Source organism: Sphingomonas citricola (assembly GCF_019429535.1).
In the GTDB taxonomy this organism is placed as follows: Bacteria; Pseudomonadota; Alphaproteobacteria; order Sphingomonadales; family Sphingomonadaceae; genus Sphingomonas; species Sphingomonas citricola.
Genome location: NZ_JAHXZM010000003.1, coordinates 480145 through 500970, shown reverse-complemented (window position 1 = coordinate 500970; position 20826 = coordinate 480145). Strand labels below are relative to the sequence as shown.

18 protein-coding genes and 1 tRNA gene are annotated in these 20826 nt (G+C 68.7%); 7 read left to right on the top strand and 12 right to left on the bottom strand.

Features of this window, described 5'->3' with window-relative positions:
- The first annotated feature begins 34 nt into the window (after nt 1-34).
- Entirely contained in the window at nt 35-1030 is a 996-nt protein-coding gene (locus tag KZ810_RS10085; protein ID WP_219768939.1) for an NAD(P)H-dependent flavin oxidoreductase, read from the top strand.
- A 105-nt stretch (nt 1031-1135) separates the two neighbouring features.
- A complete protein-coding gene (locus tag KZ810_RS10080; RefSeq protein ID WP_308461531.1) occupies nt 1136-3262 on the top strand; it encodes a histidine kinase dimerization/phosphoacceptor domain -containing protein in 2127 nt (708 codons plus the stop codon).
- Between the two features lie 17 nt (nt 3263-3279).
- Here the strand turns inward: KZ810_RS10080 and KZ810_RS10075 are convergent, their stop codons facing one another.
- From KZ810_RS10075 to KZ810_RS10065, 3 genes are all read right to left on the bottom strand, one after another.
- Entirely contained in the window at nt 3280-3858 is a 579-nt protein-coding gene (locus KZ810_RS10075) for a biliverdin-producing heme oxygenase (protein ID WP_219768938.1), read from the bottom strand.
- A complete protein-coding gene (locus KZ810_RS10070; RefSeq protein WP_219768937.1) occupies nt 3824-5056 on the bottom strand; it encodes a M20 metallopeptidase family protein in 1233 nt (410 codons plus the stop codon). Before KZ810_RS10070 ends, KZ810_RS10075 begins: the two co-directional genes overlap by 35 nt.
- Before the next feature lie 313 nt (nt 5057-5369).
- A complete protein-coding gene (locus KZ810_RS10065; RefSeq protein ID WP_219768936.1) occupies nt 5370-6443 on the bottom strand; it encodes an SPOR domain-containing protein in 1074 nt (357 codons plus the stop codon).
- Nucleotides 6444-6676: 233 nt separating this feature from the next.
- On the opposite strand from KZ810_RS10065, the gene KZ810_RS10060 reads away from it, so the two are divergent.
- Nucleotides 6677-8008 (top strand): SPOR domain-containing protein, encoded by a 1332-nt coding sequence (locus KZ810_RS10060; protein WP_219768935.1) that lies wholly within the window; start codon nt 6677-6679, stop codon nt 8006-8008.
- Nucleotides 8009-8036: 28 nt separating this feature from the next.
- On the opposite strand, the gene KZ810_RS10055 is transcribed toward KZ810_RS10060, so the two are convergent.
- Both KZ810_RS10055 and KZ810_RS10050 read right to left on the bottom strand, forming a co-directional pair.
- Nucleotides 8037-9248, bottom strand: a complete 1212-nt coding sequence (locus tag KZ810_RS10055; protein ID WP_219768934.1) for a dihydroorotase — start codon at nt 9246-9248, stop codon at nt 8037-8039.
- Nucleotides 9245-10234 carry an aspartate carbamoyltransferase catalytic subunit gene (locus tag KZ810_RS10050; protein ID WP_219768933.1) on the bottom strand — a complete coding sequence of 330 codons (990 nt, stop codon included), beginning with the start codon at nt 10232-10234 and terminating at the stop codon, nt 9245-9247. The genes KZ810_RS10055 and KZ810_RS10050 overlap by 4 nt, the downstream gene beginning before the upstream one ends.
- Nucleotides 10235-10303: 69 nt before the next feature.
- On the opposite strand from KZ810_RS10050, the gene KZ810_RS10045 reads away from it, so the two are divergent.
- Nucleotides 10304-10735, top strand: a complete 432-nt coding sequence (locus KZ810_RS10045; RefSeq protein WP_219768932.1) for a DUF488 domain-containing protein — start codon at nt 10304-10306, stop codon at nt 10733-10735.
- On the opposite strand, the gene KZ810_RS10040 is transcribed toward KZ810_RS10045, so the two are convergent.
- The 5 genes from KZ810_RS10040 to yaaA all read right to left on the bottom strand — a co-directional run bounded on the left by KZ810_RS10040 (nt 10732) and on the right by yaaA (nt 15851).
- On the bottom strand, nt 10732-11097 hold the full coding sequence (locus KZ810_RS10040; RefSeq protein WP_219768931.1) for a DUF952 domain-containing protein: 366 nt from the start codon (nt 11095-11097) through the stop codon (nt 10732-10734). The two genes, KZ810_RS10045 and KZ810_RS10040, sit on opposite strands and share 4 nt — an antisense overlap.
- Nucleotides 11094-13868: a DNA gyrase subunit A gene (gene gyrA, locus KZ810_RS10035; protein WP_219768930.1), complete on the bottom strand. Its 2775-nt coding sequence runs from the start codon at nt 13866-13868 to the stop codon at nt 11094-11096. The genes KZ810_RS10040 and gyrA overlap by 4 nt, the downstream gene beginning before the upstream one ends.
- Before the next feature lie 120 nt (nt 13869-13988).
- Nucleotides 13989-14285, bottom strand: a complete 297-nt coding sequence (locus KZ810_RS10030) for a hypothetical protein (RefSeq protein ID WP_219768929.1) — start codon at nt 14283-14285, stop codon at nt 13989-13991.
- A gap of 130 nt (nt 14286-14415) precedes the next feature.
- Nucleotides 14416-15099, bottom strand: a complete 684-nt coding sequence (locus KZ810_RS10025) for an SDR family NAD(P)-dependent oxidoreductase (protein WP_219768928.1) — start codon at nt 15097-15099, stop codon at nt 14416-14418.
- Nucleotides 15096-15851 carry a peroxide stress protein YaaA gene (yaaA, locus tag KZ810_RS10020; RefSeq protein ID WP_219768927.1) on the bottom strand — a complete coding sequence of 252 codons (756 nt, stop codon included), beginning with the start codon at nt 15849-15851 and terminating at the stop codon, nt 15096-15098. The genes KZ810_RS10025 and yaaA overlap by 4 nt, the downstream gene beginning before the upstream one ends.
- Before the next feature lie 150 nt (nt 15852-16001).
- On the opposite strand from yaaA, the gene KZ810_RS10015 reads away from it, so the two are divergent.
- Nucleotides 16002-17276 carry a hypothetical protein gene (locus KZ810_RS10015; RefSeq protein ID WP_219768926.1) on the top strand — a complete coding sequence of 425 codons (1275 nt, stop codon included), beginning with the start codon at nt 16002-16004 and terminating at the stop codon, nt 17274-17276.
- A gap of 63 nt (nt 17277-17339) precedes the next feature.
- On the opposite strand, the gene KZ810_RS10010 is transcribed toward KZ810_RS10015, so the two are convergent.
- Complete coding sequence (locus KZ810_RS10010) at nt 17340-17801, bottom strand: Lrp/AsnC family transcriptional regulator (protein ID WP_219768925.1); 462 nt, start codon at nt 17799-17801, stop codon at nt 17340-17342.
- Nucleotides 17802-17997: 196 nt separating this feature from the next.
- Between KZ810_RS10010 and KZ810_RS10005 the strand changes: the two genes are divergently transcribed.
- Entirely contained in the window at nt 17998-19683 is a 1686-nt protein-coding gene (locus KZ810_RS10005) for a sensor histidine kinase (RefSeq protein ID WP_308461530.1), read from the top strand.
- Nucleotides 19680-20720: a polysaccharide deacetylase family protein gene (locus tag KZ810_RS10000; protein WP_219768923.1), complete on the top strand. Its 1041-nt coding sequence runs from the start codon at nt 19680-19682 to the stop codon at nt 20718-20720. Before KZ810_RS10005 ends, KZ810_RS10000 begins: the two co-directional genes overlap by 4 nt.
- On the opposite strand, the gene KZ810_RS09995 is transcribed toward KZ810_RS10000, so the two are convergent.
- Nucleotides 20689-20761: transfer RNA gene (locus KZ810_RS09995), tRNA-Ile, on the bottom strand. The genes KZ810_RS10000 and KZ810_RS09995 overlap by 32 nt on opposite strands.
- Between the last annotated feature and the right edge of the window lie 65 nt (nt 20762-20826).

The window sequence follows — 20826 nt, the reverse complement described above, 5'->3', positions numbered from 1 at the left end:
CGACGCGAAGATTTGATCTGAAGGGAGAGGGAAGATGCTCAAGACGCGGTTCACCGAGGCGTTCGGGGTCGAACATCCGATTGCGCAGGGTGGCATGCAATGGGTCGGCAAGGCGCATCTGGTCGCCGCGGTCGCGAATGCGGGCGCGCTCGGGTTCGTGACCGCACTGACGCAACCGACGCCCGAGGCGCTTGCCGAGGAGATACGCCGCACGCGCGACCTGACCGACAAGCCGTTCGGCGTGAACCTGACGATCCTGCCGACGATCAACCCGCCGCCCTACGCCGAATATCGCCGCGCGATCATCGAGGGCGGGGTGAAGATTGTCGAGACCGCAGGCTACAAGCCGCAGGAGCATATCGACGATTTCAAAGCGCACGGCGTCAAGGTGATCCACAAATGCACCGCGGTCCGGCACGCGCTATCGGCCGAGCGGATGGGCGCGGACGCGATCTCGATCGATGGGTTCGAATGCGCCGGGCATCCGGGTGAGGACGATATTCCCGGGCTGATCCTGATCCCCGCCGCCGCCGACAAGGTACGCGTGCCGATGCTCGCCAGCGGTGGCTTCGCCGACGGGCGCGGGCTGGTCGCCGCACTCGCGCTCGGCGCTGACGGCATCAACATGGGGACGCGCTTCTGCGTGACGCAGGAGGCGCAGATACCCGACACATTCAAGGAACGCATGGTCGCCAACGACGAACGCCAGACCGACCTGATCTTCCGCACGCTCCACAACACCGCGCGCGTCATGAAGAACAAGGTGAGCGAAGAAGTGGTCGCGATCGAACGCGCGGGCGGCGCACAATTCGCCGACGTCCAGCATCTGGTCGCGGGCCGGCGCGGCGTCGCGGCGATGGAGCGCGGCGACACCGACGACGGCATCTGGTCGGCGGGGATGGTCCAGGGGCTGATCCACGACGTGCCGACGGTGAAGGACCTCGTCGACCGCATCGTCGCCGAGGCGGAGGCGATCATCGACGGTCGGCTGGCCGCGATGGCGGCGCGTTTCGCCGCGGCGGCCGAATGACGCAAACCGGGGCGGCGGGCAACGCTGCCCCCTAGCGGGCCGCTATTGTTCTGTTCTACAGCAGGGGGATAACGTGAACAGGAGCGGCGGTTGGCAGGCGACGGAGTGGCAGCGCGGGAGATGGGTGCGGCGGCTGACCTGGACCTGACCGCCTGCGACCGCGAGCCGATCCACATCCCCGGCGCGGTCCAGCCGCACGGGCTGCTGCTGATCGCCGACCCGCAAACCCTAACCGTCGTTGCCGGCGCCGGTGACATCGAAGGAAAACTGGCACCCGACTGGCTTGGCCGCTCCTTGTCCGAGCTTCTGGGGATTGATGTTGCGCAGGTGCTGGCGCGCGCCGTAGCCGGTCCGGGTGGGACCGTGATCGGCGGCGTGGTGGCCGGGTACGACGTCGCCTTTCACCGTTCCGGTGCGTACCTCTTGGCCGAACTGGAGCCGGTGGATCCCGACGCGCGCGGCGCGGCCGAGACGCTCGGCTGGCTCGATGCGACAGCCAACGGGTTCGAGCGGACCGCCACGCTCAAGGCCTTGTGCGAGCGCGCAGCGATCGCGTTTCGCGCACTGACCGGCTTCGACCGCGTGATGGTGTACCGCTTCCTCGACGACGAAGCGGGGTACGTTGTGGCCGAAGATCGCGACGCGTCGGCTGATTCGTTTCTGAACCACCATTTCCCGGCGAGCGACATTCCACGCCAGGCGCGTGCGCTGTACGTGCGCAATCGCACCCGCGTCATTCCGACGATCATCTACGATCCGCAGCCGATCCGGCCGACCGCGTTCAACAACGTTGACCTCAGCGACGTGGCGATCCGCAGTGTGTCGCCGATCCATCTGCAATATCTGCGCAACATGGGGGTGGGCGCTTCCGCGTCGATCTCGATCGTGAAGGACGGGATGCTGTGGGGGCTGATCGCGTGCCACCATCATGCACCCAGGCACTTGTCACGCGATGTGCGAACGGTGGCAGCGGCGCTCGCGGGTGGGCTGTCGCGGCAGATTACCGCGAAGGAGGAAGCCGAAAGCTACCGCGAGCGGCTGGCGCTGCGAACCGAGGAAGACACGCTGCTACCCTCGTTGTTCGACGACGAGCGGCTGGAGCGGGTGCTCGCCCGGCGACGTGAGGACATGCGTCGCATGATGGGCGCGGATGGCTTTGCCATCATCGGCGACCGGATCGAGACGACGGGGTTCTGTCCGACCGACGACAAGCTGCGCCTGTTGCGTGAATGGTTGGGCAAGCGCGAGGACGCGGGGGTTTTCTCCACCCGCGAGCTCGGGGTGGAGTGGCCCGACGCTCGCTTGCTGTCGCCGTTCACCGGCGTGCTGGCGATCACCTTGCCGCAGGAACGGCTGACGCTGCTGTGGCTGCGCGCTGAGCATGTCGAGGAGGTCGAATGGGCGGGCAATCCGCACAAGGCGGTCAAGCATGACCCGAACGCGACGCTGACGCCGCGTTCCTCGTTCGAGAGCTGGACGCAGACGGTGCGCGGCCGTGCGCGGCGCTGGACGCTGGAACAGGTCGAAGCAGCGCATCGCCTGCGCCGGATGCTGCGCGAAGCTGGCCTGCTAGGTGAATTGCGGCGGGTGAACGCCGACCTCAACCGCACGAGTGTGGACAAGGATGCCGCGCTGGCGCAGAAGGATCTGCTGATGCGCGAGGTCGATCACCGCGTTCAGAACAGCCTCCAACTCGTCGCGTCGTTCCTGATGCTACAGGCGCGCGCCGCGGGGCCGGGCGAGGTGGCGGACCAGTTGCAGGAGGCCCGGTCGCGGCTATCGGCGGTGGCGCTGGTTCACCGTCGCCTGTACCGGGACGATCAGATCGCAACGATCGACCTTTCGCGTTATCTGAGCGAGCTGCTGGACGACATGCGCGCATCGCTTGGTCGTGACTGGGGCGAGCGTCTTTCGGCGGAACTGGCGCCGGTGTTGATCCCGACCGACCGCGCAGTGAACGTCGGCCTGATCGCGGCCGAGCTTATCACCAACGCGACCAAATACGCCTATTCCGCCGATCATCCCGGGCCGATCGACATCGTGCTCGAACAGCATCGCAACAAATTGCGTTTGATCGTCGCCGATCAGGGACGTGGCAAGCAGGGCGACAATGTCGGGTTCGGCAGCCGGATGATGAGCGCGGTGGTGCAGCGGATCGGCGGCGAGGTCGAGTATCAGGACAATCAGCCGGGGCTACGCGCTGTTCTGACCGCCCCGATCGAGGAAGACTAGGCGCGTCGCTGACGCGTTCATCGAGTATCGGCGAGGGTGGGCAGCTCGCGACGTGCAGCCTCGGCATAGAGGTCGAACGTCGCCGTCGCGCCAGCGAGCATCACTTCATGCCAGGCTGTTGACTGACCCGCTCCTGCTGCGTCGATCGCCTCGCGTATCGCGCGCCATTGGCCGGGGCTATGCGCGGCGGCGAGGTAGCGTGACGGCAGATCGACGCCGACCGATCGCGCCAGCATCACCCCGCCCAGCCGCGAGCCCTCGATCACGTAGAGCGCGCCCCAGCGCGCGGCATCGTGACTGACGGAAAAGTGCAACGGCGGCGGCGGCGGCTCGCCCAGATCGGCGAGGTCGGACATCAACAAAGCGGTACGCGGCGGCAAGGTTCGCGCAAAGGTGAGCGCGCCGATCGCCGCCTCCGCTGCGGGCAGCGCGCGGGCGTGCGCGCGCAGGAACGCGCGATACGCGCGCCGATCCGACAAGTCGTAGTCGCCGAAGGCGGCGTCGACCGCGTCGTGCGACGCGCGGGTGGCGGCGCGCAGGCGTGCGACCGCGGAGGTGGTGTCAGTCGAGGCCGTTCTCCAGGAAACGTTCGGCAAGCGCGCAATGCATCGCGATACCCTTTGCCATCACCGCTTCGTCGATCGTCATGCGGGTGTTGTGGAGCGGCGGATTGGTGCGGGGATCGGTTCCCTCCGGCGCGACGCCGATGAACGCCATCGCGCCCGGCACCTCGCGCAGGACGTAGGAGAAATCCTCGCCGCCCATCATCGGCGCGGGCATGACGGACCAGCCGTGATCGCCGCTGATCTCAGCCGCCAGTGCGCGCATCAGTCCGGTGGCGCGCGGATCGTTCATCGTGACGGGATAGCCCTCCTCCAGTCCGACCTCGGCGGTGCAATCGTGCGCGGCGGCGACGTTCTCGCAGATCCGCGCGAAGGCCGCGCGCATCGCCTCGCGGGTCGCGGGCGACAGCGTGCGCAGCGTGCCCATCAGCTTGACTTCGCCGGGAATGATGTTGTGCGACGAACCGGCATGGATCTGCGTGATCGTCAGCACCGCCGGGTCCGCGACCGGCACGCGGCGCGCGACGTGATTCTGCAGCGCGGTGACGATCGCGCAGGCGACCGGGATCGGATCGACGCATTCATGCGGCATCGCGGCGTGGCCGCCGCGACCCCTGATCGTCGCGAGCACCGTATCGGTCGAGGCCAGCAACGCACCCTCGCGGCTGACGAACACGCCGGCGGGGGCATTGGGCGAGATGTGGAGCGCGAACGCCGCCTCGGGCCGGGCGACGTCGAGCAATCCGTCCTCGATCATCCAGCGCGCGCCGTGATGGCCTTCTTCGCCCGGCTGGAACATGAACACGATCGTCCCCGACAATTCGTCGCGACGCGCACACAAGGCCTTGGCCGCGCCGGCGAGCATCGCGGTGTGCGCGTCATGGCCGCAGGCGTGCATCGCGCCGGGGATGGTCGAGGCGAAGGGAAGCCCTGTTTCCTCGGTCATCGGCAACGCGTCCATATCGCCGCGAAGCAGCACCGTGCGTCCGTTCGAGCCCGCGCTGCCGGCACGACCGCCGCGCAGAATGGCGATGAAGCCTGTGGTCGAGGTGCTGTCGTGGATTTCGAGCGGGAGGCCGGCGAGCGCGGCCTTCGCCTTTTCCGTCGTGCGCGGGCAGTGAAGTCCGATTTCGGGCTCGGCATGGATCGCGCGGCGCAGTGCGATCGTGTCGGCGAGTTGTTCGGCGCCGAGTGCGCTCCAGTCGGTGCGGGTGGCGAGGGTGGCGGTCATGCGAACGGCTCCTTTGCGGCCGGTTCTAGGCGCAAGCGCCGGCCGCGCCAAGACGGCGGAAGGTCACGAACGTCACACCCCGACGCGTGCGCGCGCAGGCGCGGGTGCCCGCGCGAGCCCTATGATGTACGCGGTTATTCCGCATGTAGGACAGGGGGGGCTCGACCGCATCCGCGACTTTTTCCCTGACGGGAATGGTAAGCAGTTCTTCGGATCTAGCCACGATTGCCCACGCGCTCCCCTTCCCGGATCCGATCGGCCCGGGAAGGGGAGCGCGTCGCTCGCTGATCGAAGTAGCGTCAGCCGGTGCGCGTCAGCGTGGAAGCACGACGCAGCCGCCGCCCGCGCGGGAGCAGGCGCGCTGGGCGTCGGCCTTGTTGGCGAAGCCGCTGACCTGCAGGCGGGTGATGCCGCCGGTGCGCGCGAATGCGGGCGATCCGCCGACACGAGCACCGACACGCGACCATAAAGCGCGCGCATTGGCGTCCTCGGCGAAGGCACCGAGCTGGATGCGATACGCGCCGCCGCTAGCCTTGGGGGGCGCAGCGTGGGTGGGGGCTGGCGTGGGGGCGGGCTTGGCCGCGGCGCGAGCGGGAGCGGGCCGGGCCTGCGGGGTCGGCGCGGGACGAGCCGCGGGCTCGGGGCGCTCGCGACGTTCGCGCGGTTCGGCGCGCTCGGTCCGTTCGGGCCGCTCAGCTTGCTCGGGGCGGCCGGGTTGCGCGTAGGGGGCACCGGGGCGCGAGGCGGCGGGTGCCGTGCGCGCGGGCATCGGGCGCGTGCCGGGTTCGGCCAAGGCAACGGCCGTCGCGGGCGGAACACTGGTCGAGCGCGCGCGCGACTCGATCTGCTGCGCGAGTGCGATCCCCTGCCGGCGCTGCTCTTCGGGAATGTATTTGTCCATCTGCGCGAGGGTTTGCGAACCCTGCGGCAGCCCCTGCTGCGACGAGCGGGTGACGAGCGCGTAGGCGCGGGTCCAGTCCCGCGAAACGCCGTCGCCGTTGAACAACATCGTGCCGAGGACGAGCTCGGTGCGCTTTTCATCGCGCGCGGCCGATTTCTCCAGCCACGGCAGCGCCTCCGCCTTTTTGCCTTCCTGAAACAGCGACAACGCGTAATTGTCCGTCGCCTGCGGGTGGTTCTGCGCGGCCGCCTTGCGGAACCAGTCGGTCGCCTGCGCCTGATCGGCGGGGACGCCGCGGCCGAGCTTGTAGGCCTGCCCCAGATTGAATTGCGCGTCGGCGTCACCCGCGGCGGCGGGCGCGCGCCACTGCGCGACGGCGGCGGGATAATCACCGCGGCTCCACGCCTCGACCCCCGATTTCACGTCGGCGAACGCGGGCGTCGTCGCCATCATCGTCGCCGCCAGCATCATCAACCGCGTCTTCATCACCGCTGCCGCCCCTTTTCCTCACCGGCATCATGCCCGAGCCCGCGCGGCGGTGAAAGTGGGTTAACAACGCGCGACGACGTTAACGGTATATTGAGCCTGCGCTGGCATCCCCCTTGTCGACACAGGCGGGCGTTCGCGCCGTGGGCACGCCGCCCGCCCGGCAACCGATGAAGGCGCGCTCGCGGAGCCGAGCGCCCGGCATCGATGAAGCGGTGGGGACGATGATGGTGATGCTTTCTGCGAACGGACGCTCGGCGAAGAAATGGGCCGGGATCGGCCTGTCGGCGCTGCTGCTGGGAAGCGGCGGGCTGACGGTCGTCCAGATGATCGACCCCGCGGTCGCGACCCAGCGTACCGATCCGAAGAAGGCGGCGAGCTATGCGCGAAAGGCATCGGCGCTGCTGGGCAAGCAGAAATGGGACAAGGCCGTACGCTACGCCGAGGCGGCGGTGGTCAACAGCCCGGGCGATGCCGGCTACCGCATGATCCTGGGCAATGCGTATCTGCGTGCCGGCCGGTTCGAGTCGGCGCGCGCGACCTACGGCGACGTGTTGTCGCTGCAACCGGAGAACGGCAAGGCGGCGTTGAACCTCGCGCTCGCGCAGACGGCGCTCGGGCAATGGGATGCGGCGCGGCAGATGCTCGACGGACATGCGAGCGTGATCGCACCGACGGATCGTGGGCTCGCGATCGCGTTGGCGGGTGATCCGAACACCGCGATCGAGGTGCTGACCGCGGCGACGCGTGCGCCGGGGGCGGACACCAAGACGCGGCAGAATCTCGCGCTCGCACTGGCGCTTGGCGGACGCTGGCAGGAAGCGCGGACGCTGATCGGGGTCGACATGAGCCCGACCGAGGCCGATGCACGAATGGTCGAATGGGCGGCGTTCGCGCACCCGAGCTCGTCGGCGGCGCAGGTCGCGAGCCTGCTGGGCATCACGCCGGTGCAGGACACGGGCCAGCCGGTGGCGATCGCGCTCAACGCCGCCGTCACGCCGACGCGCGCGGCGGCCGCCGACCCGGTCGACCAGTACATACCGGGGCGCCCCGACGCCGCACAGGTGGCCGAGGCGATGCCGCAACCCGCCATCGGCGAGGTCGCCGTCGCGCACGCCGCTGCGCCTGTCACCCCCGAGCCGAAGCCCGAACCGGTGCGGATGGCCAATCTCATCGAGCAGCAGGGCAGCTACAAGGTGCGTAGCGGCGAACACGCCGTCACCGTGCATCAGCAGCGTACTGCACCACTCAAAGCGCCCGCTCCGGGACATTGGTACGTGCAATTGGGTGCCTACGAGAATGCCGCGGTAGCGCGCGACGGCTGGGCGCGCGCGTCGCGGCGCTACGCGGGGTTCGCAGCGCTCACCCCGGCGGGCATGTCGGCATCGGTCAAGGGCGCGAACTATTATCGCCTCTCGGTCGGCGGCTTCGCGCGCGCCGATGCGGACCGGATGTGCCGCGGGTATCGCATGAAAGGCGGGCGCTGCTTCGTGCGTCAGCAGGCGGGCGATCAGGTCGCCGCCTGGATCAAGGGCGGGCGGGGCGTACAGGTCGCCTCGCGCTGAGACGACCGGGCGGGGTGGTGCGAGCCGCCTAGAGCTCGCGGCCGCCCTTCCACACGCGCAGCACGCGCCCTTGCACGGGTAGGCCGTCGAACGGCGTGTTGCCCGCGGCGCCCGGAGTCGCGTCGGCATCGATCTGCCACGGGGCGTTCGGATCGAGCAGGATGACGTCGCCGGGCATACCGGGGGCGAGCGTGCCGGTCTCGACACCGAGCAGTCGCGCCGGCGCGAGCGCCAGCAATTCGGCCAGTCGTGTAAGATTCACCACGCCGTCGCGCACCAGCCCGAGCGCGAGCGGCAGCAGCGTGACCGCGCCCGCCGCGCCCGAGGTTGAATCGGCGAAGGGCAGGCGTTTCTCCTCCGGTCCGTGTGGATCGTGGCCCGAGCACAAGAGGTCGATCGTGCCGTCGGCGAGTGCGGCGAGCGCGGCGCGGCGATCGTCCTCGGACCTGAGCGGCGGGGAGAGATGCGCGAAGGTGCGAAAATCGCTCATCGCATTGTCGGACAGCAGCAAATGGGCGGGCGTGATGCCGCAACTGACGCGCACGCCGCGCGCCTTGGCGGCGCGGACCAGCGCGAAGCCGGCGGCGGTGGTGACCTGGCGGATGTGGAGCCGCGCGCCCGTTTCCTCGGCCAGCATCAGATCGCGCGCGATCGCGAGCGCTTCGGCGAGCGCGGGTGCGGCGGGCAGCCCGAGCCGGGTCGCCGTCTCGCCCGCGGTCGCGACCGCCCCGGCCGTCAGTCCGCCGTCCTCGGCATGGACGATCACCGGCAGGTCGAGGTCGCGCGCGTAGGTCAGAACGCGGTGCATGACGCCCGTATCGGCGATCCAGCCGCGCCCGGTGCCGACCGCGCGCGCGCCGGCGGAGGCGCAGATCGCCATCTCGGCCAGATCCTGCCCCTTCAGACCGCGTGTCGCGGCGGCGATCGGGTGGATCCACAGATCGGGGCGGCCGATGAGCGCGGATCGCTGGACGATGCCGGGTTCGTCGAGCACCGGCGACTGATCGGGCATCAGCGCGACCCGCGTGATGCCACCGGCGCGAAAGGCGGCGCGGTCGATCGTCGCGACGCCCACGTCGACGATGCCGGGCAGGATCAGCCTGCCGCCGCAATCGACGCGAACGGCATCGTCGGGGGCGAGACCGTCCGAAATGACGCCGTCGACGATCAGCAGGTCGCCGTTGCGCTCGCCCGTCGCCGGGCAGACGATGCGCGCGTTGGTGAGGTGCAGCGCGTTCATGCCCAACCCTCCACGCCGCGCGCGCGTCTGGTCAGCACGTCGAGGCACGCCATGCGGACCGCGACCCCCATCGCGACCTGCTCGGTGATCGCCGAACGCTCGACGTGATCGGCGACGGCCGAGTCGATCTCGACCCCGCGATTCATCGGGCCCGGATGCATGACGAGCGCGTCGGGGGCGTAGCGGTCGAGCCGTTCCATCGTGAGGCCATAGCGGAGGTGATACTCACGCACCGACGGCACATAGCCACCCGACATCCGCTCGGTCTGAAGCCGCAGCATCATCACCACGTCGGCGTGCGCGATCGCCTGATCGAAGTCAGTGAACGCGGTGACGCCCATCCGCTCGATCTCGGGCGGCATCAGCGTCGAGGGCGCGCAGACGCGAACCTCGGCGGCGAGCGCGGTGAGTGCGAGGATGTTCGATCGCGCGACGCGGCTGTGGAGCAGGTCGCCGCAGATCACGACGCGCTTGTTCGCGATGCCGCCGAGCCGGCGACGAATCGTCAGCGCGTCGAGCAGCGCCTGCGTCGGGTGTTCGTGGCGACCGTCGCCCGCGTTCAACACCGGACAATCGACCTTGTCCGCGATCAGTCGCACCGCGCCCGAGCTCATGTGGCGGATCACGATCACGTCGGCGCGCATCGCGTTCAGCGTCATCGCGGTATCGATCAGCGTCTCGCCCTTCTTCACGCTCGACTGCGCGGCGTGCATGTTGACCACGTCGGCGCCCAGACGCTTGCCCGCGATCTCGAAGCTCAACAACGTGCGGGTCGAATTCTCGAAGAATGCGTTGATCTGCGTGAGGCCGGCGAGCCGCTTGTCGGCGGTGGTCGGTGCGCGGTTGGCCTCGACCCATTGCTCGGCCTCGTCGAGCAGGAAGGTGATCTCGTGTGGTTCGAGCCCGTCGATCCCAGTCAGGTGACGGTGCGGGAACACCGCACCGCCGGGGATGAGGGTTCCGGGGCGGTGGTCCGAGTGTTGCATCGGGCGCGGTGATTATGGCGCGGGCCCGTGCGGTGCAAGGCTCGTGCGCGTCGGGCGGAGGAACGGGCGATGACGATCTACACGATCGGGTATGAAGGCGTGACGATGGAAGCATTCGTCGCGACGTTGCAGGCGGCAGGGGTGCGGCGCGTGATCGACGTGCGTGCGCTGCCGCTGTCGCGGCGCCCGGGCTTCTCGAAATCGACGCTCGCCGCCTCGCTCAAGGCTGAGGGGATCGATTACGTCCACCTGAAGGCACTGGGCACACCCAAGCCGGGGCGCGACGCGGCGAAGAAGGGCGACGTCGCGACATTGACTGCGGTATACGACGCGCAACTGGAATTGCCCGAGGCGCAGATCGCAGCTGCGCAAATGCTGGCGCTCGCCGACGAGGTGCCGAGCGCCCTGCTGTGCTACGAACGCGACCCGTGCCACTGCCACCGCACGCTGTTGCTCGGTGCGGTGGGCGAAGGCCGCGCGGTCGTCGACCTCTACGTCTAGCCGGCGACGGGCAGGCGGACGCTGCCGTCGTCGTGGCGATCGAGCGGCGAGTAGGCCACCGCGGTTTCCAGCAGCAACGGCGCGTAGAGGTGCGGGAAGAGCTGCCCCCCGCGTGACGGCTCCCACCGCAGCGCGTCGTCGGCGTAGGCGGCCAGATCGACCGCGACGATGTGGAGGTCGTCCTGCCCGGCGAAATGCTTGTCGATCGTCTCCGCCAATTGGTCGGCGGTGGACAGGTGGATGTACCCGTCCGCCAGATCGACTGGCGCACCCGCGAAGCTGCCGTCGCGTTCCAGCGCCGCCATCTGATCGCCGGTCAGTACCTTGTACGCGGTGAGGGGTTTGGTGTCAGCGTCGCTCATTCGCCATCCTCCGGTCCGGCCGCGGCATCGTCGCCGATCGAACCATCGTCCACCGGCGCGGTTTCCGCGACCCCGGCGAGTTCCTCCGCGACCATCGCCTCGGCCGCATCCTCGGGCTCGGGCTCCTCGTCGATCCGTGCGGCGGAGACGACGTGCTCGTCGTCGGCGACGTTGAACAACCGCACGCCCGCCGATCCGCGACTGATGATGCGCAGCGACGTCAGCGGCATGCGGATCATCTTCGCCTGATCGGTGACGAGCATCAGCTGGTCGGCCTTGCTCGCGGGGAAGCTCGCGACGACGGGGCCGTTGCGCTTCACGTTGTCGATGTTGGTGATGCCCTGGCCACCGCGTCCCGTGCGGCGATAATCATAGGCCGAGGAAATCTTGCCGTAACCGTTGGCGCAGACGGTCAGGATGAACTGCTCGCACCCGCGCAGCCGCTCGAACAGCGTCAGGTCCATGTCGAGATCGCCGTCGCGGTCCTTCCACGGCGCGTTACGCAGATATTGCTCGCGCTCCTCAGGCGTCGCGTCGACGCGGTGGAGGACGGAGAGCGAGATGACCGCGTCGTCGCCCTTGAGCGCGATGCCGCGAACGCCGGTCGAGTTGCGGCTCTGGAACTCGCGCACTTCCTCGGCGGCGAAACGGATTGCCTTGCCCTGCCTCGTCGCGAGCAGCACGTCGTCGCCCTCGTCGAGCAAGGCAACGCCGATCAGCCGGTCGTCGGCGTCCACGCCTTCGAACTTCATCGCAATCTTGCCGTTCGACGGCACGTTGGTGAACGCGTCCATCGCGTTGCGACGCACGCTGCCCTTGGCGGTCGCGAACATAACGTGGAGCTTGCCCCAATCCGCCTCGTCCTCAGGTAGGGGGAGGACGGTAGAGATCGTCTCGCCGGGCTCGAGCGGCAGCAGATTGATCATCGGGCGCCCGCGCGTCGCCGGGCCCCCTTCGGGCAGGCGCCACACCTTCATGCGGTAGACGCGGCCGAGGGTCGAGAAGAACAGCACCGGCGTGTGCGTCGAGGTGACAAACAGCTTGGTGACGACGTCCTGATCCTTGGTCGCCATGCCCGCGCGGCCCTTGCCGCCGCGCGCCTGCGCGCGGAACGCGTCGAGCGGGGTGCGCTTGATATAACCTTCGAGCGTGACGGTGACGACCATCTCCTCGCGCTCGATCAGGTCCTCGTCCTCGATCCCGTCGGCGGCGGCGGCGATCTCGGTGCGGCGTGGCTGCGCGAATTGATCGCGCACCTCGCGCAGCTCGTCGCGCAGCACGCCGTACAGCTTCACGCGGTCGGACAGGATCGCGAGCAGCTCGGCGATCGAGGCGGCGAGGCCTTCGAGCTCGTTGCCGATCTCGTCGCGGCCGAGCGCGGTCAGGCGGTGGAGGCGCAGGTCGAGGATCGCGCGGACCTGCGTTTCCGACAAACGGTAGCTGTCGCCGGTGACCTCGACGTCGGTCGCCTCGACCAGCCGGATATAGGGCGCGATTTCGGCGATCGGCCAGGCGCGCGACAGCAGCTTCTGGCGCGCCTCGGCCGGGCTCGCCGAGCCGCGGATGATGCGCACCATCTCGTCGAGGTTGGTGACCGCGATGACGAGGCCGAGCAAGATGTGCGCGCGCTCGCGCGCCTTGGCGAGCTCGAACTTCGAGCGGCGGGTGATGACCTGCTCGCGGAAATTCACGAACGCGGCGATGATGTCGCGCAGGTTGAGCAGCTCGGGCCGGCCGCCGCGGATTGCGAGCATGTTGGCGGCGAACGAGCCTTGCGCGGGCGTATGGCGCCAGAGCTGGTTGAGCACGACGTCGGGCGTCGCGTCGCGTTTCAGGTCGATGACGATCCGGACGCCCTCGCGGTTCGATTCGTCGCGAATGTCGCTGACGCCCTCGATCCGTTTGTCCTTGGCGGCCTCGGCGATCTTCTCGACCAGCGCGTTCTTGCCCTGCTGGTAGGGGATCGAGGTGAGCACGATCGAGCGGCGGCCTTCGCGCCCGCCGCGTTCCTCGATCGTGTGGCGTGAGCGCACGATGATCGAGCCGCGCCCGGTCTCATAGGCCGAACGCGCGCCGGCGCGGCCCAGGATGATCGCGCCGGTCGGGAAATCGGGGCCGGGAACGATCTGCATCAGCTCCTCGGTCGTGATCGCGCCGTTGTCGAGGTAGGCGAAGCACGCATCGATCACCTCGCCCAAATTATGTGGCGGGATGTTGGTCGCCATGCCGACCGCGATGCCGCCGGCACCGTTGACGAGCAGGTTGGGGAAGCGCGCGGGCAGCACGGTCGGCTCGCGTTCCGACCCGTCGTAGTTCGGTTGGAAGTCGACCGTGTCCTTGTCGAGATCCTCGAGAAGGAAGTTCGCCGCCTTCGCCAGCCGCGCCTCGGTGTAGCGCATCGCGGCGGGGGGATCGGGATCCATCGAGCCGAAGTTGCCCTGACCGTCGATCAGCGGCACGCGCATCGACCAGTCCTGCGTCATGCGCGCCAAGGCGTCGTAGATCGCGGTGTCGCCGTGCGGGTGGTATTTACCGATCACGTCACCGACGATGCGCGCCGACTTGCGATACGGGCGGTTGTAGAGGAACCCGCTCTCGTTCGCGGAATACAGGATGCGGCGGTGGACGGGTTTCAACCCGTCGCGCACGTCGGGCAGCGCGCGCGCGACGATCACGCTCATCGCGTAATCGAGATACGAGGTCTTCATCTCCTCGACGATGGAGATGGGGGCAATGTCGGACGGGTCGGCGAGGACGGTCTCGTCGGTCAAGGTGCTACGCTCTTCGCTGCTGCAATGGAAAGGCGGCAGCCTAGCCGAGCACGGCCTCCGTGACCACCCCCGCGCGCGTACGTACGTGCAGGCGCGCGCGCGGGAGCATATGAGGTCCGATCAGCGCTTGCAGGCTTTCTTGGTCGCGTTGCCGGTTTTCGAGCAATCGTAGGTCACGCTCTTGCCAGTCGAGGTCTTGGTGGCGACCATGCGGCCGCTGGTGCTGCCAGCAGCGGCTGTGCGCGTCGCTGCCATCGCCGGCTTGGTGGTGCTGGTCGCGGTGGTGCGGGCCTGGGTCGTCGTGCGGGTGGTGTGCGCTGCGGTGGTGCCGTGCGCCGACGGGGTTTGCGCAACCGCCATGCCCGCGGAAAACAGCGCGGCGGAGGAGAGGAGGGCGAAGGGCAGCGAACGGATCATGATCGTATCTCCTAAGCGTCCGGCGCTTCGACGTGCGCCTGATGCCGAATTAGAGACGCGCGCGTGACGCGGCGCTGTCGCGATCGTGACGATCGTGTAACCTCGCCATCGCACGCGGCGCCGCCCGCGATCAGGGCGCGATCTCGCTGCCGTCCCAGGCGAAGTGGCGCCCGCTGTCGGTGACTTTCAGACCGTCGATCACGTCGAGCAACTGCACCGCAGCGCGGTCGGGCTTGAACAGGTCGCGCCCCGACTGGCGGAACGGCTGCGACAGCGCGGTATCGACGGTGCCGGGGTGAAGCGCGACGACGAGCCCGCGATCGTTGCGGCGCTTGTCCTCGACGGCGAGGGTGCGGACGAGCTGGTTGAGCGCGGCCTTCGACGCGCGATAGCCGTACCAGCCCCCCAGTCGGTTGTCGGTGATGCTGCCGACACGCGCGGACAGGAACGCGAGCACGCTGCGCCCGGTCTTGGGCATGACGGGCAGGAAATGCTTGGCGACGAGTGCGGGGCCGATCGCGTTGACCGCGAACTGGCGTTGGAGCCACGCGGGGTCGAGCTCGCGGATCGCCTTTTCGGGACCGTGATCGGCATCGTGAAGCAGGCCCGTCGCGACGATCACGAGGTCGGGCGAGCCCGCACGCGCGGCGGCGGCGGCGATGCTCGCCTCATCCTCAAGGTCGAGGTGGCGCTCGCCCGGGAAGGAGCGCGCGAACGGCAGGGCGGGGACGTCCTCGTCCTCGAGTGCCCCAACCAGCGCCGCGCCGATCCCGCCCGAGGCGCCGATGACGACCGCGTTGCGGATCTCGCTCATGCTTTTTCTCCCGTTCGCGCGAAGGTCCAGCGATCGTCGCTGCTCGCCGCCGCGTCATAGGAATAGCCGTCGCTGTCGAACCCGCGCATCGCGTCCGGGTTGGTCACCTGATGCTCGACCATCCAGCGCGCCATCAGCCCGCGCGCCTTTTTGGCGTGGAAGCTGATGAACCGGCCGTCACCTTCGCGGAAGTCGACCGCGATGATGCGCGTGGCGGCGGGCAACTTGCCGTCGACCGTGGCGAAATATTCGTTCGAGGCGAGGTTGAGGATCGCGCCAGAGCCTTCCTCTTCGACGTCGGCGGCGAGCGCGTCGGCGATCCGATTGCCCCACCAATCGGTCAGCTTCTTGTGCCTTGGTGCCCAACGCGTTCCCATCTCGAGTCGATAGGGGCGCATCGCGTCGAGCGGGCGAAGGAGCCCGTAGAGCCCCGACAATAAACGCAGGTGATCCTGCGCGAAGCGGACGGCGGGCTCGTCGAGCGTCGCGACCTCGAACCCGGTGTAGACGTCGCCCGCGAAGGTGTAGATCGCGGGGCGTTCGGCCGCGTCCGCGAAGTCGCGGAAACGGTCGGCGTTGAGCTTCGCAAGCGCGGGGCTGATGTGCATCAATTCGCCGAGCTTCTTCTGCGTCAGATGCGAGGCGGCCTTCGCGAGCGTTGCGGCCTCGTCGGCGAAGCGCGGGCGGGTGGCGTCGAACGGCGCGGGCGTGTCGAGGTCGAGCGTCTTGGCGGGGGAGAGCAGGGCGATCATTCCCGACGCGCTAGCGGGCGGAACGAGCGCGTTCAATCACGGTTCAGCGCGTGCTGGGTACGTATCGTACCTTCCTTGAACCCGCGACGCAGGATCACTAGAGCATCGCGGCAGCAGGCACGCTCGCGGCCGTATCGGAGAGAATAGTCGATGAAGAGGTTCACCAACGCTTTGTTCGCAGCCGCCCTGCTCGCCGGTGGCGCGTCGATCGCGGTTCAGCCCGCGGCTGCGCAGAAGAAGGACAAGAAGGCCGAAGCGCCGGGGATGAAGCTGACCAAGGAGGTCCAGGTCCCCGCCGCCGCCGCGCAGACCGCGCTCGCCGCGAACGACCTGGCGGCCGCTGAGACGTCGATCGCGCAGGCCGAGGCCGCGGTGAAGACCGACGACGATCGCTATATCGCGGCCGCCCTGCGCCTGAACCTCGAGGCGAAGAAGATCGGCAACAACCAGGGCAGCGACGCCGCGCTCGCGGTGCCGCTGAAGGCGCTGGTCGCGAACCCGAAGACCCCGCCCGCCGATCTCGGCCGCTACAATTACGAGCTCGGCCGCATCGCGACCAACGCGAAGGACAATGCCGGCGCGGCGCAATATTTCGCGGCGGCGCAGGCAGCCGGCTACAGCAACCCCAACATGACGCTCCAGCTCGTCAAGTCGAAGGCCGATGCGGGCGACCTCGCGGGCGCGTCGACCGAGATGGACAAGGTCATTGCGGCGCAGGTCGCGGCCGGGCAGAAGCCGGGCGAGGACCTGTACCGTTTCATGATCGCGAAGAGCAATCAAAAGCGCAACGGCGCGCTGACCTACGCGTGGCTCAAGAAGTACGTCGAGGCGTATCCGACCGCCAAGAATTGGCGCGACGTCGTCACGACCTTCGGCCTGACTTCGGGGGGCGTCGCGACGCTCGACAAGGGGCAGAAGATCGACCTGTTCCGTCTGCTGCGTCACGGCAAGGCGCTGGCCGACCAGTATGACTACGAGATCTACGCGCAATATGCGTTCGACCTCGGTATTCCGTGGGAAGCCAAGACCGTGCTGAGCCAGGGCACGTCGTCGGGCAAGATCCCGTCGGGCAGCGCCAACGCGACCTCGCTGCTGGCGGCGTCGAACAAGTCGATCGGCAACGAAGGCTCGCTGTCGGGGCTGGAGACGCGCGCCAACGCGGCGGCCAATGGCAAGCTGGCGGCGAGCACCGCCGACGCGTTCTTCGGCACGGGCGACTATGCCAAGGCGGCCGGTCTGTACCGCACCGCGCTGCAGAAGGGGCAGGTCGACGCCGACGCGGTCAACACGCGCCTGGGGATCGCGCTCGCCTATTCGGGCGACAAGGCGGGAGCGCGGACTGCGTTCGAGGCGGTCAAGGGCCAGCCGCGCGCCGATCTGGCCGGTCTCTGGATCGAGTATCTCGACCATCCGCCGGTCGGCTGATTGGCTAGCATTCTGATGACATGGGAAGGGGCGGCCTGCGGGTCGCCCCTTTTCATATGCGGGTCAGGCGATCGGCACGCCGGTCTGCGCCTTGGCGGTTCGGATCGTCAGCGATGATTTGACGCTCGCGACATTGGGTGCCGCGGTCAGTTGCGTCGTCAGCAATCGCTGGAAGCTCTCGAGGTTGGGGGCGACGATCTTCAGGATGAAGTCGATCTCGCCGTTGAGCATATGGCATTCGCGCACCTCGGGGATGGTCGCGATATGCTCCTCGAACTGCGCGAGGTCCTGTTCCGCCTGGCTGCGCAGGCTGACCATCGCGAAGACGGTGATGGGATAGCCGAGCTTCGCGGGATCGCAGTCGGCGTGATAGCCGCGGATCACGCCCGCCTGCTCGAGCGCGCGGACGCGGCGCAGGCACGGCGGCGCAGTCAATCCGACGCGATCCGCCAGATCGACGTTCGTCATGCGACCGTCCTCCTGGAGCAACGAGAGGATTTCACGATCGATCTTGTCCAACGCCATAACCATTTCCTGTTTTCGCACGCACGATGACAAGTCGTGCACCGCGCGTCGCTATAGGATAATTGCGCGACAACGCAATTGTGCCATGCTGTGACATATGCGAACAAGCGTGCTGATGACGTGGACCGATCCACGGTGTAGTCGGTTACCTCGTCTGGTCGCAGCGCGATCGAGATCCATTCCGCTAGGAGGTCGCGTGCGGTTCGATGACAGTCTGAAGACGGTTCTCGCTGCCGACGTGTCGACTTCCTTCGGCGCGCGCGCCGCATTCCGCCAGCTGACCGACCTGATCGCGCGTGGTCGTGCGCCCGCCGACGACGTGCTGCTCGCGCGGTTGCGCGCGCTCGCCGACGCTGTTCCCGCGGCAACGCGTACGGCGGTGGCACGCGGGCTGGCGCTCGCCGATCCGCCCGCAGCGCTCGTTGCGCTGTTCGCACGTGACGAGCCCGAGGTAGCGGCGTCGGTGCTGCGCGCCGCGCGACTGTCGCCCGAGGATTGGGACGACCTCATCCCGCAATTGTCGCCGCTCGGGCGCAGCGTGCTGCGACAGCGCGGCGATCTGCCGCCGAGTGCGACCCGCGCGCTCGAGACGATGGGCAGCACCGATTTCGCATTGAGCGATCAGCGCCCCGCCGGTGCCTCGGTCGCGGCTGCGCCCGTCATAGCGCCCGTTTCGGCGCCGGTGGTCGCGCCCGTCGACGCAGCGGGCGACATCGCCGACGCGGCGGCCGCGCCGGGCGAGCGGTTCGAGATCGCCGATCTCGTCCACCGGATCGAGGAATTCCAGCGCGGGCGCAATACGCCCTTTCCGTTCGCGATGGCGGATGAGGCGCAGGTCGCGTCGTTCCGCTTCGAAACCGACGCCGACGGGGTCATCCGCTGGATCGACAGCGCGCCGCGCGGTGCGGTGATCGGGACGCATCTGGCGCACGCCGGGGTCGCGCGTACCGGGGTCGACGGTGTTGCCGCAGGCGCGTTTCGCAAGCGGGCCGCGTTCGCCGACGCGCGGCTGGTCATCGCAGGCGCGTCGCCGCTCGGTGGCGACTGGCGGATCGCGGGTGTCCCGGTGTTCGAGCGGAGCACGGGACGTTTTCTCGGTTATCGCGGCAGCGCGCGGCGCCCACGGATCGAGGAGGATGCGGCACGCTCCCGCCCCGCGCCGCCGGCGACGATCGACGCGCGCGGTGCCGAAGGGTTGCGTCGGTTGGTGCACGAATTACGCACCCCGACGAATGCGATCGCGGGCTTCTCCGAGCTGATCGAGCGCGAATTGCTGGGGCCGGTCCCCGAGACGTATCGCGAGCGCGCGGCGGCGATCCGCAGCCAGGTATCGGGACTGATCGGTGCGATCGAGGACCTCGACATGGCGGCGCGGATCGAGGCCGCGGCGCTCGATCTGCGCGCCGACGTGATCGCGCTGCAGTCGGTGCTGACGCAGGTGGCCGATGATCTGGCACCGCTGGCGTTGCGGCGCGGCGCCGAACTGCTGCTGCCCGACGCCGGTGACGTACGCGTCGCCGCCGATCCGATCGCGGTCGAACGGCTGCTGTCGCGGCTGACGGCGACTTTGCTCTCGGCAAGCGTCGCGGGCGAGGTAATGCGGGTGGTGGTAGCGGACGACGACGCCGACATGGTGCACGTCTCGATCGATCGCCCCGCCGCGTTCGTCGGGCGCGACGATCTTAGCCTGCTCCACCTCGACGATCAGGTCGACGACGCCGATGGCGCGCCGCTCCTCGGGGTCGGCTTCGCGCTCCGGCTCGTGCGCAATCTTGCCGCGCAGGTGGGTGGCCACCTGATGTTCGAGCCGGCGCGCCTGACCGTCGCGTTGCCGCGCGCGGCCGCGGCGCGCAAGGATGCGGCGCTTACGACGCATCCGTGACGCAGCGGTTCGCGACGCCAGTCGGCGCGACGCTACCCTGGCCCGCCTCATTCGGTCGTCGCTTCATCGTGACGATTGACACCGAGGAGGAATTCGACTGGTCGACGCCGGGCGCGAGCGACGATTTCGACGTGACCGCGATCGCGGCGCTGCCCGCGATGCACGATCGTCTGGCGGCGTTCGGGATCAGCCCGTTCTACATGGTTGATTACGTCGTCGCTGCGAACGAAGGGTCCGCCGCGGTTCTGCGCGATCTGCTGGCGCGCGACCCGGCGACGGCGATCGGCGCGCAGCTCCATTCCTGGGTCACGCCGCCACTAGGGAGCGGCGCGCGAATCGAAACATTCGCGGGCAACTTGCCGCGTGAGGTCGAAGCAGCGAAGCTAGACCGGCTGGTCGCGATGATCGAGCGTGCGCTCGGGCGCCGGCCCTGCATCTACCGCGCGGGGCGCTACGGTGTCGGGCCGAATACGTTCCAGGCGCTGGCGGCGCGCGGGTTTCGCGTCGACGCGTCGATGCGCGCGCGGTTCGATTATTCGCGCGAGGGCGGGCCCGATTTCACTGCCGTATCGCCGGGCGCGTTCGCGCTGAGCGACGACGTGCAGGGCGAAAGCGCGCTGGTCGAGATGCCGCTGTCGACGATCTACACCGGCGTGCTTCGCGCGCAGGGGCGGTGGTTGCACTCGATGCTCGGGCGCATTCCGCGCTCGCGCGGCGTGTTCGCGCGAAGTCGGCTGTTGTCGCGGGTTCCGCTGACGCCAGAGGGGACGTCCGCGCGCGAGGCGTGTCGCGCGATCGGCATCGCCGCGGCAGAGGGCGAGCGGATGCTGCAACTCACCTTTCATTCGCCGTCGCTGGTGCCCGGCCACACCCCCTATGTCCGCAACGCGCGAGAGCTGGCACGCTTTCACGCCTGGTGGGACGAGGTGCTGCCCTCACTGGCGCGGCACGGGTACGCGCCAGCCTCGTTGGACGATGTCCTGAGTGCGCTGGATGAGCACGCGGTGGGCCCGGCAGGACTCGAACCCGCAACCTAGCCGTTATGAGCGGCCAGCTCTAACCGTTGAGCTACAGGCCCTCCGCGCGCTGTCGGCAGGTAGCGTCACGCACGAGAGATTGGCAAGCGCGGACTTGCCGGAAGCG

Coding starts and splice junctions, on each gene's coding strand:
- KZ810_RS10060 (WP_219768935.1), top strand. CDS start 6,677: ATGCTTTCTGCGAACGGACGCTCGGCGAAGAAATGGGCCGGGATCGGC.
- KZ810_RS10010 (WP_219768925.1), bottom strand. CDS start 17,801: ATGGCGTTGGACAAGATCGATCGTGAAATCCTCTCGTTGCTCCAGGAG.
- KZ810_RS10045 (WP_219768932.1), top strand. CDS start 10,304: ATGACGATCTACACGATCGGGTATGAAGGCGTGACGATGGAAGCATTC.
- KZ810_RS10070 (WP_219768937.1), bottom strand. CDS start 5,056: ATGACCGCCACCCTCGCCACCCGCACCGACTGGAGCGCACTCGGCGCC.
- KZ810_RS10025 (WP_219768928.1), bottom strand. CDS start 15,099: ATGAGCGAGATCCGCAACGCGGTCGTCATCGGCGCCTCGGGCGGGATC.
- KZ810_RS10015 (WP_219768926.1), top strand. CDS start 16,002: ATGAAGAGGTTCACCAACGCTTTGTTCGCAGCCGCCCTGCTCGCCGGT.
- KZ810_RS10050 (WP_219768933.1), bottom strand. CDS start 10,234: ATGCAACACTCGGACCACCGCCCCGGAACCCTCATCCCCGGCGGTGCG.
- KZ810_RS10055 (WP_219768934.1), bottom strand. CDS start 9,248: ATGAACGCGCTGCACCTCACCAACGCGCGCATCGTCTGCCCGGCGACG.
- yaaA (WP_219768927.1), bottom strand. CDS start 15,851: ATGATCGCCCTGCTCTCCCCCGCCAAGACGCTCGACCTCGACACGCCC.
- KZ810_RS10030 (WP_219768929.1), bottom strand. CDS start 14,285: ATGATCCGTTCGCTGCCCTTCGCCCTCCTCTCCTCCGCCGCGCTGTTT.
- KZ810_RS10040 (WP_219768931.1), bottom strand. CDS start 11,097: ATGAGCGACGCTGACACCAAACCCCTCACCGCGTACAAGGTACTGACC.
- KZ810_RS10065 (WP_219768936.1), bottom strand. CDS start 6,443: ATGAAGACGCGGTTGATGATGCTGGCGGCGACGATGATGGCGACGACG.
- KZ810_RS10085 (WP_219768939.1), top strand. CDS start 35: ATGCTCAAGACGCGGTTCACCGAGGCGTTCGGGGTCGAACATCCGATT.